The organism is Chimaeribacter coloradensis (assembly GCF_002858715.1).
GTDB classification, from domain to species: Bacteria; Pseudomonadota; Gammaproteobacteria; order Enterobacterales; family Enterobacteriaceae; genus Chimaeribacter; species Chimaeribacter coloradensis.
This window is the reverse complement of record NZ_PJZH01000007.1, coordinates 1-15,325: the sequence shown is the minus strand read 5'-3', so window position 1 is coordinate 15,325 and position 15,325 is coordinate 1. Positions and strand designations below refer to the sequence as shown.

The window sequence follows — 15,325 nt, the reverse complement described above, 5'->3', positions numbered from 1 at the left end:
TATGAACCGGCAACCACTGACCCCGGAACCTGATCTGGCCTCATTGTCACAGATGGCCCAGCGCCTGCCGCTGTCTGATGTGCATTTCCGGCGCATCAGCCAGCTGATTTACCAGCGTGCCGGCATCGTGCTGGCCGACCACAAACGTGAAATGGTCTACAACCGGCTGGTGCGCCGCCTGCGCACCCTGGGGATGAACGATTTCGGCCAGTATCTGGCCAGACTGGAGCAGAACCAGAACAGCGCGGAGTGGCAGGCGTTTATCAACGCCCTGACCACCAACCTGACGGCGTTCTTCCGCGAGGCGCACCACTTCCCGATCCTGGCGGAGCACGCCCGGTCGCGCGGCGGCAACTACAGCGTCTGGAGCACGGCAGCCTCAACCGGCGAAGAGCCGTACTCCATCGCCATCACCCTGATGGAGGCGCTCGGCAACCGCGGCAACGGCGTGCAGGTGATCGCCTCGGACATCGACACCCAGGTGCTGGAGAAGGCCACCGCCGGCGTTTACCGGCAGGAGGAGTTGCGCACCCTCAGCCCGCAGCAGTTGCAGCGCTTCTTCCTGCGCGGCACCGGCCCGCATGAGGGGCTGGTGCGGGTGCGGCCGGAGCTGGCGGCGATGGTGGCCTTCCAGCCGCTGAACCTGCTGGCACCGGAGTGGGCGCTGCCGGGGCAGTTTGATGCCATCTTCTGCCGCAACGTCATGATCTATTTCGATAAAGAGACCCAGGAGCGCATCCTGCGGCGTTTCGTTCCCCTGCTGAAGCCGGGCGGGCTGATGTTCGCCGGCCATTCTGAAAACTTCAGTCAGATCAGCCGGGAATTCTGCTTGCGCGGCCAGACCGTGTATAGCCTGGCCAAGGAGAAGTCATGAGTAAAATCAGGGTACTGAGTGTTGATGACTCAGCACTGATGCGCCAGTTAATGACCGAGATCATCAACAGCCACCCGGACATGGACATGGTTGCCACCGCGCCCGATCCGCTGGTGGCGCGCGATCTCATCAAAAAATATAACCCGGACGTGCTGACGCTGGACGTCGAAATGCCGCGCATGGACGGGCTGGACTTCCTCGAGAAGCTGATGCGCCTGCGGCCGATGCCGGTGGTGATGGTCTCCTCCCTGACCGGCAAAGGCTCGGAGATCACGTTGCGGGCGCTGGAGCTGGGCGCGATCGACTTCGTCACCAAGCCGCAGCTCGGCATCCGCGAGGGGATGCTGGCCTACAGCGAGATGATCGCCGACAAGATCCGCACCGCCTCCAAGGCGCGGCTGACCCAGCGCCAGCCGGGCGCACACAGCCCGGCGATGCTCAGCCATGCGCCGCTGCTCAGCAGTGAGAAGCTGATCGCCATCGGCTCCTCTACCGGCGGCACCGAGGCGATCCGCCATGTGCTGCAACCGCTGCCGCCCTCCAGCCCGGCGCTGATGATTACCCAGCATATGCCGCCGGGCTTTACCCGCTCCTTTGCGGACCGGCTCAACAAGCTTTGCCAGATCACGGTGAAAGAGGCGGAAGACGGCGAGCGTGTGCTGCCGGGCCACGCCTATATTGCGCCGGGCGACCGGCATATGGAGCTGGCGCGCAGCGGCGCCAACTACCAGGTCAAAATCACTGACGGCCCGGCGGTCAACCGCCACCGGCCGTCAGTGGATGTGCTGTTCCGCTCGGTGGCGCAGTACGCCGGGCGCAATGCGGTAGGGGTCATCCTGACCGGGATGGGCAACGACGGTGCCGCAGGCATGCTGGAGATGCACCGGGCAGGCGCGTACACCCTGGCGCAGAACGAGGCCAGTTGCGTGGTATTCGGCATGCCGCGTGAAGCCATCGCCGCCGGCGGTGTCAGCGAAGTGGTGGACCTGAGCCAGATAAGCCAGCGGATGCTGGCGCAAATCTCAGCCGGGCAGGCTCTGCGCATCTGATGCGCGGTGCCTTTTAACATGAGCAATTTCGCTCAGAACTGAATAACAAACCTTAGTTAGGAGTACGTATGGCAGATAAGAACCTTCGCTTCCTGGTGGTGGACGACTTCTCCACGATGCGCCGCATCGTCAGGAACTTGCTGAAAGAGCTGGGCTTTAACAACGTCGAAGAGGCCGAAGACGGTGCCGACGCCCTGAACAAACTGCGCAGCGCGCCGTTTGATTTCGTGGTCTCTGACTGGAACATGCCGAACGTTGACGGCCTGCAACTGCTGCAGACCATCCGTGCCGACGCTGCCCTGGCTTCCATGCCGGTGCTGATGGTGACGGCCGAAGCCAAGAAAGAGAACATCATCGCCGCCGCCCAGGCCGGCGCAAGCGGCTACGTGGTGAAACCGTTCACCGCAGCCACCCTCGAAGAAAAACTGAATAAGATCTTCGAAAAACTCGGGATGTAAGGAGAAGGGTATGGCACAACATCACACGCCCCCGTTGGATGCCGCCTCCGCCGGCGACATTATTTCGCGCATCGGGCAGCTGACGCGTATGCTGCGCGACAGTATGCGGGAACTGGGGCTGGATCAGGCGATTGCGCAGGCGGCGGAAGCCATTCCTGACGCCCGTGACCGGCTGGACTACGTGGTCACCATGACCGCGCAGGCCGCCGAGCGTGCGCTGAGCAGCGTGGAGGCGGCCCAGCCGCGCCAGAACGAACTGGAAACCGGGGCGAAAGCGCTCTCCGGGCGCTGGGACGCCTGGTTTGAAAACCCGATCGAGCTGGCGGACGCCCGCGAACTGGTCACCGACACCCGCGGCTACCTGGCGGCCGTGCCGGACCACACCAGCTTCACCAACGCCCAGTTGATGGAGATCATGATGGCGCAGGATTTCCAGGACCTGACCGGTCAGGTGATCAAGCGCATGATGAGCGTGGTACAAGAGATCGAAACGCAGCTGCTGATGGTGCTGATGGAGAACATTCCCGATCAGGCCGCCAAACCGAAGCGCGAAAACGACAGCCTGCTCAACGGGCCGCAACTCGATGCGAACGGTGTGGGTGTTGTTGCCAGCCAGGCACAGGTTGACGATCTGCTGGATAGTCTGGGGTTCTGATCCTGCTTTTGGTGATCCCTCCACGGTGGCCGTGGGGGGATTTTTTTTGCCTGCCGGCAGGGGGCGATTGGGGCCAGCGCCTGCGGGCGTGGGTACGCCGCATTTGTCTTTGATAGGCGGGGCGGGATGTTTCGGTTGTTTATGTCCCGTTGTCTACCCGGCTTTCCGAGCCTCAACCGAGCAGGGCGCGCCAGTGCGCTCGCCCTGCACCCGCGCACATCCGGTGCCCCCGCTGAATCATTGCACGCTCCCGCGTGTGTATTCGCCCCGTCCCTGGGGCTCACCCCTTCGGGGCAACGCTTCGCGTTGTGCAAATTGGCTCCCGGCCAATTTGTCCCTCATTGCGCCTCCGGGCTGATCGGGCCGGTACAGACACGCTCCCAGCGTGGCTGTCCCTCTCGCGGGGAGATTCGCCCCATCCCTGGGGCTCACCCCTTCGGGGCCAACGCTTCGCGTTGTTCAAATTGGCTCCCGGCCAATTTGTCCATGCCCGCTCACCCGGCCCTGCGTCTCCATTCGGCAATGATTTTTACGCCCCCACCAGACTGCAAATCATCAGGTATGTAAGGAAAGAGTAGGGGCGATTCATGTCGCAGCGTGCTGTTACGTTCCTTTTGATTCGTATTCGGCAAGGAAAGAGCAGGGGCGTTATCTTTGATGAAGGCGTTTTCTGACTCTGTTCGGCAAGGATTTTTACGTACCATCTCACCCCCTCCGCAAGTTTTTTGACATACCAGAAAAAAGCAGAGGCGATGGATTTCGCAAACCGGCTGTTACTTTCCTTTTGTGTCTCCGTTCAGCAATTGTTCTTTCATTCCCTTCAGGTCGGCTCCCCCAACAACGGGAAGAACGCTGCGCATTGATGCGGGGCGGGCGGAAGTATGTACAGCGATTATTGATGCGGTTCAAACAATCACAATTCCCTATGGCTGGGGACGTGATTTCTGTTGCGCGTTTCCGGCGCGTATTTCACAGTAGTAGAACGTTTTACTAGAACGTTCTACTTACATTATCAGCGCGCGGTTGGCGCAGGGTTTGGGTGTTTTTCAGGGGAATAACGATGAGTCTGCTCTCAGGGTTAGTGAAGTCGCTGTCTAAGCTCTCAATGATTGGCCGGGCGTTGATGCTGCCGATCTCGCTGTTGCCCGCCGCCGGGCTGCTGCTGGCGTTCGGGGATAAGTTCCACTTACCGCTGATGATGAATGCCGGTGGGGTGATCTTCGATAACCTGCCGCTGCTGTTTGCCATCGGGTCGGCGGTCGGGCTGGCGTCGGAATCGGGCATCGCCGCGCTCTCGGCGGCGGTGTCGGTGTTTATCACCAACGTCACCATCGGCACGGTGCTCTCCATTACCCCGGAAATGGCGGCGCAGGGCGGCAAATATGCGATGGTGGTCGGCATCCCGACCCTCCAGATGGGCGTCTTTGGCGGACTGATCTGCGGCATCCTGGCCGCCTGGTGCTACAACCGCTTCCATACCATCCAGCTGCCGGAATTCCTCGGCTTCTTCTCCGGCAAACGCTTCGTCGCCATCGCTACCGCCTTCCTCTCCTTCCTGCTCGGCCTGCTGCTGCCCTACATCTGGCAGTACATCCAGTCCGGCATCGATGCGCTCTCGGTGGTGGTCAACGGCGACAACCAGGCGGCCTCCACCTTCATCTTCGGGCTGGTCGAGCGCGCCCTGATCCCCCTCGGGCTGCACCACATCTGGTACCCCTCCTTCTGGTACTCGTTCGGTGACTACACCACCCAGGCCGGGCAGGTGATCCACGGTGACCAGACCATCTGGTTCAAAATGCTGGAAGAGGGCGTTAAATCCTTCAGCAGCGACAGCTACCAGAACGCCGGTAAATTCATGCAGGGCGAATTCCCGCTGATGCTGTTTGCGCTGCCCGCCGCCTGCCTGGCGATGTACCACGAAGCGCACAGCAAAAACAAAAAAATTGCCGCCGGTATCCTCTTCTCCGCCGCGCTCACCTGCTTCCTCACCGGCATTACCGAACCGGTGGAGTTCACCTTTATCTTCGTCGCGCCGGTGCTCTACGTCTTCAATGCCATCATGGCCGGGCTGGCCTACATGGGCATGTACCTGCTGCATGCGCATATCGCCAAATCCTTCTCCGCCGGGCTGATTGACTACATCTCCTTCGGCATTCTGCCGTCGTTCAACGGCTACCAGACCAACTTCCTCAACGCCATTATCATCGGCGTGCCGATGGGCCTGATCTACTACGTCACCTTCCGCTTCGTGATCCGCCGGTTTGACATCAAAACGCCGGGGCGCGCGGATGTCACCGCCGACGCCGGGGACAAAAGCGACGACGAGCTGGCCACCGAGATCATCGGGCTGCTGGGCGGGGCCGGGAACATCAGCTCCGTGGGGGCCTGCATCACCCGCCTGCGCCTGGAGGTAGCCCAGGGCGGGCCGGTGGATAAAGAGGGGCTGAACAGCCTGGGCGCGCGCGGCGTGGTGTTCGTCGGCGATCGCGGCATTCAGGTGATCTTCGGTGCACGGGCGCAATTTATCGCCCAGCGGATGACGGCGGCACTGGGTAAATAAGCGGAAATTTCGCTGTGGGCTCCCCGCCGGAGGCTTTATTCTCTACGGATTATGTCGCGCGTTCAGGGAGGAGAGGTGAAAAAGGTCAGCATCGTTGATGTCGCCAGGGAGGCGGGGGTGTCGGTCTCCACCGTGTCGCTGGTGTTACGCCGGAAAGGGAAGATCTCCCCGGAGACCATTGCGCGGGTGCAGGCGGCGATTCAGGCGCTGGGCTATGTGCATAATGTGGCAGCGGCGAACCTGCGCGCCAATACGTCGAACCTGATCGGGCTGATTGTGCGCGATTTCAGTGACAGTTTTACCGTGCGGGTGATGGAGAGCATTGTGCAGGCGCTGGAGGCGCAGCGGTATATGGTGTTCCTGGGGCAGCCGCAGGACGAGGGCGAGGCGCTGGACCGCTGCCTGCTGTCGTTCGCGCAGCAGGGGGTGGCGGGGGTGATCTACCTGGCTGCCGGTTCATCGTCCGCGGCGTTGCCGGAGAAGATCCGCCGCTGTCCGCTGCCGCGGGTGGTGGTGTCGCAGTCTTTGCCGGAGGAGGCGGGCGATCTGGTACTGCGGGACAACCGGCAGGCGGCCGGGCTGGCGACGCGTTACCTGATCGAGCGCGGCCACCGGCAGATCGCCTATCTCGGCGGCACGGCAGAGGACCGCATCCGCCAGCAGCGCCTGCTGGGCTACCGCAGCGCGCTGGCGCAATACGGCCTGCCTTACCGGGAGGAGTTCGCGCCCGCGTGTGCTGAAAGCACGCAGGCCGCGGGCCTGGTGACGCGCCGCCTGCTGGAGAAGAGCAACAGCATTACCGCGCTGCTCTGCCACTCGCCGAACGCGGTGATTGGCGGGATCGCCGGTATCCACCAGGTCGGCCGCACGCTGGGCAAGGATGTCTTTCTGACCCAGCAAGTGGCGCTGCTGGGCTTTGAAGACATGCTGCACGTCAACCTCACGTCGCCTTCCTTTACTTACGTCTCCTCCGCCAGCGACGAGGCAGGCCGCCAGGCCGCCGCCTTAATCCTGCGCAAACTCAGCGACCCGGATCTCCCGCCCCAACAGATCACCCTCTCCGGCCACCTGGTGATCCGGGAGTCGGCCTGATGCCCGTTGAACAGCCGCTGCCCCCGCCGTTTTCTGACAGGCTCATTGCATTGCGGGTGTGGCAGGGGGGAATCAACATTGTTGCCGGGCGGAGCCGCAGGGTTTCTCCCCACCCGGCTTTCAGGGCATTGGCATACCTGAATGTTTCACGCTCCTGTTGCTTCACGGAAAAAAAGGGGTTGCGGGTGTGGCAAGCGAATGTCTGCGTTGTGCCAGGAGCGAATATTGCTGAAATCATATGTGTTAATCAATCGAGAAGAGGTCAGTCAGTTTGTGAAGGGAGGGAGTTGTCAAAAGTTGTCGCTCACAATCGCCGCCAGCGTGATTCTTGAGTGTTTGCACTCTAAGTTACAGTTGCTTCAATCAGGAACTACTAATTATTATAATTAGCAACCTAATGAATCTTGCTTAATATTAACTTTAATTATTTTTTTCTGGAATTATTATGTTCAATTATTTCTGAAATTGATTCAAAAATGTAATTAAAATTTGAAAAATCGATTGTTTTACGCTGTTTTAACACAACGCCTGTAGCAAAAAACTCTTTGCCGTATTCATTATCCTTGCATTTGGTATTAGTTCGGTTAAATACTTTATCACCAAGCGTTGTTTGTAATACTGAACTGTGGAAAAGATCTTCCATAGAACTATCTTTTAAACCATTAAGAGGGGTGAAAATTATATATAAGTTTTTTGTAACCCACGTCCACTTCTGATTTCTTAGTTCACCTCTTGTAAGAGTAATGTTAGGGAAAGATTTTCCAATTAAAGTTTGGAAAATTCCATTAGCACCAGCGCTGCCTGAATCATTGTCTAAAATAACAATCACAGGCTTTTGATTGGCGATTGCTTTAAACGCATCTGTCTTTTTTTCAAAGCCAATAATAAAATCTTTGAGATGTGGAGCCCCTCCGTCTAAGTTTAAAAGATATTTTGTTTTAGATGTGTTTTTGAAGAATTTAATCCCATAATCTCGTACTGTTTTATTGCCCAGGTTTTTATTCCCAATTAGATTGGGATGGTTTTCTGATAACGCATCCAAAGCTACCCTCAGGTACGTAATATCTGTTTTTCCCTCAGTCAAGATTGTTGGCTTTGTATTTCCCCAAAAAGCAGAGTAATAAAGAAAATCCGAATATACTTTTTCACGCTTGTTATGTGAGGATTTGATCACGTGCGGTAATCTATTGTTGTATTTATCTACAAAATCAATAAAGCTCAGCATGCCACCTAACTCATTGATAGTGCCAGCTCTTTCTTGGCGCGTTTTTCTGTCTATTAATGTGTACTCCCCTTTGTTAAATAGACTATGTGCCATTGCGCGAACTGTTTTTACATATTTACTATCTACATTTACAAAACGATTAACAGTTAATCCTGTAACCTCTTGGCGGATTTTTTTGTCGAGAAGCCTTAACTTGTTATGATTAATTCTGAAGCCTGAAGATGTTATTTCCTTAAGAAATTTGTTATTTAACATAATGGATTTCTCATCTTGGTCTCTGATAATCTCCTTAGGAAACTCTTTTTTATTAGTTGAGATTGTTATATCATCAGCATATCGTGTGTATGTACAGCCAACGTTATTACATAGATTACTTAGCCGCCTGTCTAAAGAAACTAGGATTAAGTTGGTTATTACGGGAGAGCAGGGGCTACCTTGGGGTAACTTATCCTGATGACATGCGATTTTGGCTATTAATGTGGAAAGCTCTGTGTTGAGAGAAAAGTTATTATTTTTTAGAAAGTAACCCCTAACCCTTCCAAAATTAAATTCATCAAAGAAATTACAAAGATCTATATTAAGAACCCACTTCTTTGACTTATGCTTTTCTGCATTTGTAATAATGCTACGGTTGCGCTCAAATCCATGAGAGAAATGATTATCTTCTTTTAAATTTTCTCGGAGGTTATTTAAACATTCTTGTAGTAAATCGGAAAGCTTGCTTTGTATTTCTTTGAGCTCAGAGTCTGGGTTTGATCTAATTCTATTAGAACCATTCTTTTTTTTAATAGCGAATTGTGAATATAGGTTATCAGTATTTCTTATATATATGACACGGGTCATAAAAACCGGGTCAATTCCTAAAAGTCGTGCGAAATCTGGTTTGGAATTACATGCTTTTAATTTTTCTAGGCGGGTAGTCATCACTGCTCCTTAAATAGCGGTGTGCAGGCACTCTTACGCACTTTTGCAGTATTCCCAGCAAATCCTGCTATGAGAATCATAGCAGCGAGAGCTTGAGCCTTTGAAGTCAAGAATTGCGAAACACAATTCAAAATTCTGCCTGCACACCAGTCTCAAATATTTCACACATTCCGTATGTTTTCAACATGATTAGCCATTAAATGAATGCTGTTAAATTCCTGGAGGCGGCACCTGAACGTTCCTTGGTACTTGAGTCTTTTGCAAAATTAACGAGTCCCACAAGCTGGAGTGGCAACCTTGCAAACATATGGCAGTCACGGGCTGACGCTTTCAGTGAACTCATTGAACACCTCGACGAAGAGAACCTGAAGATGATGCGCGCCAAAGCGGTGATGCCGCGGCCCTCTGTCAATGTGGTGGTAAAAACGGGAACCTATGTCATCCCGTGAAAAGGGCATCTGGGATAGTGCCCGGAGCCGGGCCTGATGTATGTCACGGTTAACCCTGAACATCCTGCATTGTATAAAAATGAAGATCATTCCCTTGAGCGCATCCATTTCTGCTGCCGTAAGATGTCTGGCAGCAAGACCACGCGACGATGCCACGACCAAAGCTGTCAGCGGATGAATTTCAGCCGGCAGAGGCTGTCTCCTTCCCCATAACCCAAATAACCCCCATTTCTCCCCCTTGTTCCCCCCATTAGACCGACCGAAGTTTGTCATGCTATGCCTCAGATTATTCCGCCGTCAGCGTGATGAGGAAAACCGCCTTGGCTGAAGAGAGCGACCTCGAAAAGACCGAAGACCCCACACCCCACCGGCGGGAGAAAGCGCGGGAGAAGGGGCAGATCCCGCGATCGCGTGAGCTGACCTCGATCCTGATGCTGGCCGCCGGGATGGCACTGCTGTGGATGGCGGGAGAGCCGATGGCGCGCAAGCTGGCCGCCATGCTGGCCTCCGGGCTGCACTTTGACCACAGCGTGGTAAGTGATGACAAACAGATCCTGCGCCAGATCGGCACGCTGCTGACCGGCGCGTTCTGGGCGATGCTGCCGATTTTCGGCGGGCTGGTGCTGATGGCCCTGGCCGCGCCGATGCTGCTGGGCGGGCTGCTGTTCAGCGCCGAGTCCCTGAAACCCAATTTTGGCCGCCTGAACCCGATAAGCGGCTTCGGGCGGCTCTTCTCCAGCCAGGTTGGCGCGGAGCTGCTGAAAGCGATCCTCAAGGCGCTGCTGGTGGGCGGGGTCACCTGGCTCTACCTGGCGCACAACTGGCCTGAGATGCTGCGGCTGATGGCCTCGCCGACGCTGCCGGCTCTGGGCGACGCACTGGGCATGGTGGTGGGCTGCGCGATGCTGGTGCTGCTCGGCCTGCTGCCGATGGTCGGGTTTGATGTGTTCTGGCAGATCTGGAGCAACCTGAAAAAATTGCGCATGACCAAGCAGGAGATCCGCGATGAGTTCAAAGAGAACGACGGTAACCCGCAGGTTAAAGCGCGCATCCGCCAGCAACAGCGGGCCATCGCCCGCCGCCGCATGATGGCAGATGTGCCGAAAGCGGATGTGATCGTCACCAACCCCACGCACTACGCCGTGGCGTTGCAGTACAACGACAAAATGAGCGCGCCGAAAGTGCTGGCCAAGGGCGCGGGCGACATCGCCCTGAAAATCCGCGAACTGGGCGGCACCCACCGCATCCCGATGCTGGAGGCCCCGCCGCTGGCGCGTGCGCTCTACCGTCACAGCGAAATTGGTCAGCAGATCCCCGCCACGCTCTATGCGGCGGTGGCGGAAGTGCTGGCCTGGGTCTACCAGCTGAAACGCTGGCGCACCCAGGGCGGCCTGATCCCGAAAAAACCTGAACACCTGCCGGTGCCGGACGCACTGGATTTTGCAAAAGAGAGCACGTCGAATGGCTAATCTGGCCTCACTCCTGCGGTTGCCCGCAAACATGAAAGACTCACAGTGGCAGGCTCTGGCAGGGCCGGTTTTGATCCTGCTGATCCTGTCGATGATGGTGCTGCCGCTGCCGCCGTTCATCCTCGATCTGTTGTTCACCTTCAACATCGCCTTGTCGATTATGGTGCTGCTGGTGGCGATGTTCACCCAGCGCACGCTGGAGTTCGCCGCCTTCCCGACGGTGCTGCTCTTCTCGACGCTGCTGCGCCTCTCCCTGAACGTCGCCTCGACCCGTGTGATCCTGATGGAAGGGCACACCGGCGCGGCTGCGGCCGGGCAGGTGGTGGAGGCGTTCGGCCACTTCCTGGTGGGCGGCAACTTCGCCATCGGTATCGTGGTGTTTATCATTCTGGTGGTGATCAACTTTATGGTGATCACCAAAGGGGCCGGGCGTATCGCCGAAGTGGGTGCCCGCTTCGTGCTGGACGGGATGCCGGGTAAACAGATGGCCATCGACGCCGACCTCAACGCCGGGCTGATTGGTGAAGATGACGCGAAGCGCCGCCGCCAGGAGGTGACGCAGGAGGCGGACTTCTACGGCTCAATGGACGGGGCAAGTAAGTTCGTGCGCGGCGATGCGGTGGCCGGGCTGATGATCATGGCGATCAACGTCATCGGTGGCTTGCTGGTGGGCGTGGTGCAGCACGGTATGGAGCTGGGCCACGCGGCCGAGACCTACACCCTGCTGACCATCGGTGACGGGCTGGTTGCCCAGATCCCGGCGCTGGTGATCTCCACCGCAGCGGGCGTGATTGTGACCCGCGTCGGCACCGATCAGGATGTCGGCGAGCAGATGGTGACGCAGCTCTTCTCCAATACCCGCGTCATGGTGCTGAGCGCCGGGGTACTCGGCCTGCTGGGCCTGGTGCCGGGGATGCCGAACCTGGTGTTCCTGCTGTTCACCGCCGCCCTGCTGGGGCTGGCATGGTGGCGCCGCGGCCAGCCGCAGAAAGCCGCCACTGCGGCGAACAGCGCTGCCGCCGCCGCGATGCCGGAAAGCCCGCAAACCGTGGAGGCGAGCTGGTCTGACGTCCAGCTGGAAGATCCGCTGGGGATGGAAGTGGGCTACCGGTTAATCCCGATGGTGGATTTCCAGCAGGACGGCGAGCTGCTGGGGCGTATCCGCAGTATCCGTAAGAAATTCGCGCAGGAGATGGGTTACCTGCCGCCGGTGGTGCACATCCGTGACAACCTGGAGCTGGCCCCGGCGAGCTACCGCATCCTGATGAAAGGGGTGGAAGTGGGGCGCGGCGAGGCGCACCCGGGCCGCTGGCTGGCGATCAACCCCGGCAATGCGGCCGGCAGCCTGCCGGGCGAAGTGACGCAAGACCCGGCCTTTGGTCTGGCGGCGGTGTGGATTGAACCGGCGCTGCGTGAGCAGGCGCAGATCCAGGGCTTCACGGTGGTGGAAGCCAGTACCGTGGTGGCGACTCACCTGAACCATATCATCAGCCAGTACGCCAATGAGCTGTTTGGCCGCCAGGAGGCGCAGCAGCTGCTCGACCGCGTGACGCAGGAGATGCCGAAGCTGACCGAGGATCTGATCCCGGGCGTGGTTTCCCTGACGACGCTGCATAAAGTGTTGCAGAACCTGCTGGCGGAGCGGGTGTCGATCCGCGACATGCGCACCATTCTGGAGACGCTGGCGGAGCACGCCCCGACGCAGACGGACGCGCAGGAGCTGACCACCGTGGTGCGTGTGGCACTGGGCCGCGCGATCACCCAGCAGTGGTACCCGGGCACGGGCGAGATTCAGATTATCGGGCTGGACACCCCGCTGGAGCGGCTGCTGTTGCAGGCGTTGCAGGGCGGCGGCGGGCTGGAGCCGGGCCTGGCGGATCGCCTGCTGGATCAGGCGCGGCAGGCGCTGCACCGCCAGGAGATGCTGGGCGCGCCGCCGGTGCTGCTGGTGAACGCCGCCCTGCGGCCGCTGCTGGCGCGCTTCCTGCGCCGCTCGCTGCCGAACATGGTGGTGCTCTCCAATCTGGAGCTGAGCGACAACCGCCAGATCCGCATGACCGCCACCATCGGAGGCCAGTAATGCGCCCGCTGCTGCTGATGCTGCTGGCGCTGCTGCCCGCCGCCGGGTTTGCCGACGGCACCTGGAGCGCGGGCAGCGCAGGCATCACGCTGCCGCTGCGCAACCAGGCGATCAGCACCCCGGCGCTGCCCCCCCCGGCCAGCGCGCCGGTGGGGCAGGCGCTGATCTCCACGGTGAGCTGGCGCTACCGGCTGCTCGGCCCGACGCCGGACGGCCTGCTGGTGCGGCTCTGCACGTTGCAGCGCTGCACGGAGATAAGCGGCCAGAGCGGCACCACCCGCGGCCTGGGCGGTGAAGCCGCCAACCAGCCGCTGCGGCTGATTTTCAGCGTCGCGGGCCGGGGGGTGCTGAACCCGCCCTTGCGGGTGGTGGGGCAGGAGTTACGGGTTAACTATCGGTGATTGGGGGCGCGAAAGCGCCCTTTTTCTTTTTTTATGGGGGAAGGTTTGGGGCAGGGGTGGCCTGGCCGTTTTTTTGTGGGGCTGCTGCCGTTACCGGGTGTCATGTGGCCTGCTTCAATTATTCATGGGCGGTTATGTCGTTGGGTTTGGAGGGGATCGGGGTAGGTTGCGTTGGCATACGCCCGGCGTCTTTCTGCGGCCCCGCTGCGGCCACCGCGCAAGGGGCGCGTAGGCGCGCGCCCCTTGCATCCCCGCGCCCTGGGTGATCTGGCTGAATCATTGCACGCTCCCGCGTGTTCCCTCATTACGCCTCCGGGCTGATCGGGCCGCCGCTAATGACAGTCCCTGTCATGGGCGGCTCTCGCGGGCATCCATGCCCGCTCACCCGGCCCTGCGTCTCCACTCGGCAATGATTTTTACGCCCCCACCACTTCTGCAAATCTTTAGGTATGTAAGGAAAGAGTAGGGGGGAGTTTTATGGATGATCTATCTGTTCATCCGGCCTTGCGTCTTCGTTCGGCAATGATTTTTACGCTCCTACCACTTCTGCAAATCATTGGGTATGTAAGGAAAGAGTAGGTGGGCATCTATGCGCTGGGCTACTGGCTTTCGTCAGGCGTTTCCATTCGGCAATGATTTTTTCTCTGTCTTCCTCTGTTGTCTGTTAATGGACACATAGGGTGATGTGTGACCTAGCCATATTTTTTGTGTGGTTAAGGTTTTGCAACCGGGGTTTTGCTCTCAAAATAACGGGCGGACACGCCTGCAATGCTGGAGGGGCGTTGCAAAGGGGGTATCGTTGCCATGTTTTCTGTGCGCAAAAATATCTGGGGTAAGGGAGCGGGAAAGAGGGCAGGTAATGAAATGAAACAGATAATGAAAGTCGTTGGAATCGCTGCGTTGTGGGCTTGTTGTGCGCAATCAGCAACATTAAGCGGCCCTGTGGCCTGGCTTGAAAAGGGGTGTGCCGGGGAGAATGGTCAGCTGGAGACCGGGCAGCCGCTGCCCGGCGTCTTTACCGCAGGCGGTGCGCGGGTAGTGCTGGAAGAGACGACGCTTGAGGATATTCAGCGTCTGTTTGGCGGCACCCTTCAGGAAAACGGTGAGAGCCGCTGGGTCTGTTATCAGGATAAACCTGGTAACCGGGCGTATTGGTTCCTCTCCTATATGCCGATGCAACAAGGGAGGGTCTCATCGCTGGCGGTCACACCGCTTGAAAAGCACAACCTTTGCGGGCAACCGGCCAGACCGCTCTCACTCACCGGCGTAACACTCCCCGCGCCCGGCGCTGATCTCGCCGCCATCAACCACCATTTCCACACCGCCGTACCGCCCGGTGCCGCCTGCGCCACCCTGTTCCACAGCCGTGAAGCAGGCCAGTTCACTACCTTGAACAGCGTCCATTATCTGTTTAACCAGGATCGCGCCGTCGGCATGATGTTCAGCCAGGTCACCACAAACTAGCGCAATGCTCAGCCGCAATCTCCACTTACCATTTCCTCACCTACCCAACGATTTACAGGAAAGGTGAGGGCGTAAAAATCATTGCCGAACAGAGATGCAGAGCCAGTTGAACACACAGTACCTATAGAGATCCGCCCCTACTCTTTCCTTACATACCCGATGATTTGCAAAGGGGGTGAGGGCGTAAAAATCATTGCCGAACAGAAATGCAGAGCCAGTTGAACACACAGTTCCTATAGAGATACGCCCCTACTCTTTCTTACATATCCAATGGTTTGCAGAGGGGGGTGAGGGCGTAAAAATCATTGCCGAACAGAGATGCAAAGCCAGTTGAACACACAGTTCCTATAGAGATCCTCCCCTACTCTTTCCTTACATACCTGATGATTTGCAGAAGTGGTGGGGGCGTAAAAATCATTGCCGAACGGAGACGCAGGGCCGGGCGAGCGGACAGGACGTCCGCGAGAGGTACAGCCACGCTGGGAGCGTGTCTGTACCGGCCCGAAAAGCCCGGAGACGAAGTGAGGGGACACGCGAGAGCGTGCAATGATTCAGCCGGATCACCCAAGGCGCGGGGATGCAAGGGGCGCGCGCCTACGCGCCCCTTGCGCGGTGGCGGCAGCGG

At 58.1% G+C, this 15,325-nt stretch carries 13 protein-coding genes; 11 read left to right on the top strand and 2 right to left on the bottom strand.

The window, feature by feature from the left end:
- Position 1 precedes the first annotated feature (1 nt).
- The 4 genes from cheR to cheZ all read left to right on the top strand — a co-directional run bounded on the left by cheR (position 2) and on the right by cheZ (position 3,036).
- Positions 2-874, top strand: coding sequence for a protein-glutamate O-methyltransferase CheR (gene cheR, locus CYR32_RS09330; RefSeq protein WP_101824125.1), 873 nt, complete (start codon positions 2-4; stop codon positions 872-874).
- Positions 871-1,923: a protein-glutamate methylesterase/protein-glutamine glutaminase gene (locus CYR32_RS09325; protein ID WP_101824124.1), complete on the top strand. Its 1,053-nt coding sequence runs from the start codon at positions 871-873 to the stop codon at positions 1,921-1,923. Before cheR ends, CYR32_RS09325 begins: the two co-directional genes overlap by 4 nt.
- A gap of 68 nt (positions 1,924-1,991) precedes the next feature.
- Complete coding sequence (gene cheY, locus CYR32_RS09320) at positions 1,992-2,381, top strand: chemotaxis response regulator CheY (RefSeq protein WP_101824123.1); 390 nt, start codon at positions 1,992-1,994, stop codon at positions 2,379-2,381.
- A gap of 10 nt (positions 2,382-2,391) precedes the next feature.
- A complete protein-coding gene (cheZ, locus tag CYR32_RS09315; protein ID WP_101824122.1) occupies positions 2,392-3,036 on the top strand; it encodes a protein phosphatase CheZ in 645 nt (214 codons plus the stop codon).
- A 494-nt stretch (positions 3,037-3,530) separates the two neighbouring features.
- On the opposite strand, the gene CYR32_RS21675 is transcribed toward cheZ, so the two are convergent.
- Positions 3,531-3,740, bottom strand: a complete 210-nt coding sequence (locus CYR32_RS21675) for a hypothetical protein (protein WP_165698212.1) — start codon at positions 3,738-3,740, stop codon at positions 3,531-3,533.
- A gap of 356 nt (positions 3,741-4,096) precedes the next feature.
- Between CYR32_RS21675 and CYR32_RS09310 the strand changes: the two genes are divergently transcribed.
- Together CYR32_RS09310 and malI are read left to right on the top strand one after the other, a co-directional pair.
- The gene (locus CYR32_RS09310; RefSeq protein ID WP_101824121.1) at positions 4,097-5,596 is read left to right on the top strand and encodes a PTS transporter subunit EIIC; all 1,500 of its coding nucleotides are present in this window, start codon (positions 4,097-4,099) and stop codon (positions 5,594-5,596) included.
- A 75-nt stretch (positions 5,597-5,671) separates the two neighbouring features.
- Complete coding sequence (gene malI / locus CYR32_RS09305; RefSeq protein WP_101824120.1) at positions 5,672-6,688, top strand: Mal regulon transcriptional regulator MalI; 1,017 nt, start codon at positions 5,672-5,674, stop codon at positions 6,686-6,688.
- Positions 6,689-7,112: 424 nt separating this feature from the next.
- On the opposite strand, the gene CYR32_RS09300 is transcribed toward malI, so the two are convergent.
- Complete coding sequence (locus CYR32_RS09300; RefSeq protein WP_101824119.1) at positions 7,113-8,837, bottom strand: retron Ec67 family RNA-directed DNA polymerase/endonuclease; 1,725 nt, start codon at positions 8,835-8,837, stop codon at positions 7,113-7,115.
- A 200-nt stretch (positions 8,838-9,037) separates the two neighbouring features.
- Between CYR32_RS09300 and CYR32_RS21400 the strand changes: the two genes are divergently transcribed.
- From CYR32_RS21400 to CYR32_RS09275, 5 genes are all read left to right on the top strand, one after another.
- Positions 9,038-9,286, top strand: coding sequence for a hypothetical protein (locus tag CYR32_RS21400; RefSeq protein WP_146000685.1), 249 nt, complete (start codon positions 9,038-9,040; stop codon positions 9,284-9,286).
- Positions 9,287-9,606: 320 nt separating this feature from the next.
- A complete protein-coding gene (gene flhB / locus CYR32_RS09290) occupies positions 9,607-10,755 on the top strand; it encodes a flagellar biosynthesis protein FlhB (RefSeq protein ID WP_101824117.1) in 1,149 nt (382 codons plus the stop codon).
- A complete protein-coding gene (flhA, locus tag CYR32_RS09285; RefSeq protein WP_101824116.1) occupies positions 10,748-12,835 on the top strand; it encodes a flagellar biosynthesis protein FlhA in 2,088 nt (695 codons plus the stop codon). The genes flhB and flhA overlap by 8 nt, the downstream gene beginning before the upstream one ends.
- A complete protein-coding gene (locus tag CYR32_RS09280) occupies positions 12,835-13,236 on the top strand; it encodes a flagellar protein FlhE (RefSeq protein ID WP_101824115.1) in 402 nt (133 codons plus the stop codon). Before flhA ends, CYR32_RS09280 begins: the two co-directional genes overlap by 1 nt.
- Before the next feature lie 942 nt (positions 13,237-14,178).
- Positions 14,179-14,700 (top strand): hypothetical protein, encoded by a 522-nt coding sequence (locus CYR32_RS09275; RefSeq protein WP_101824114.1) that lies wholly within the window; start codon positions 14,179-14,181, stop codon positions 14,698-14,700.
- Positions 14,701-15,325 lie beyond the last annotated feature (625 nt).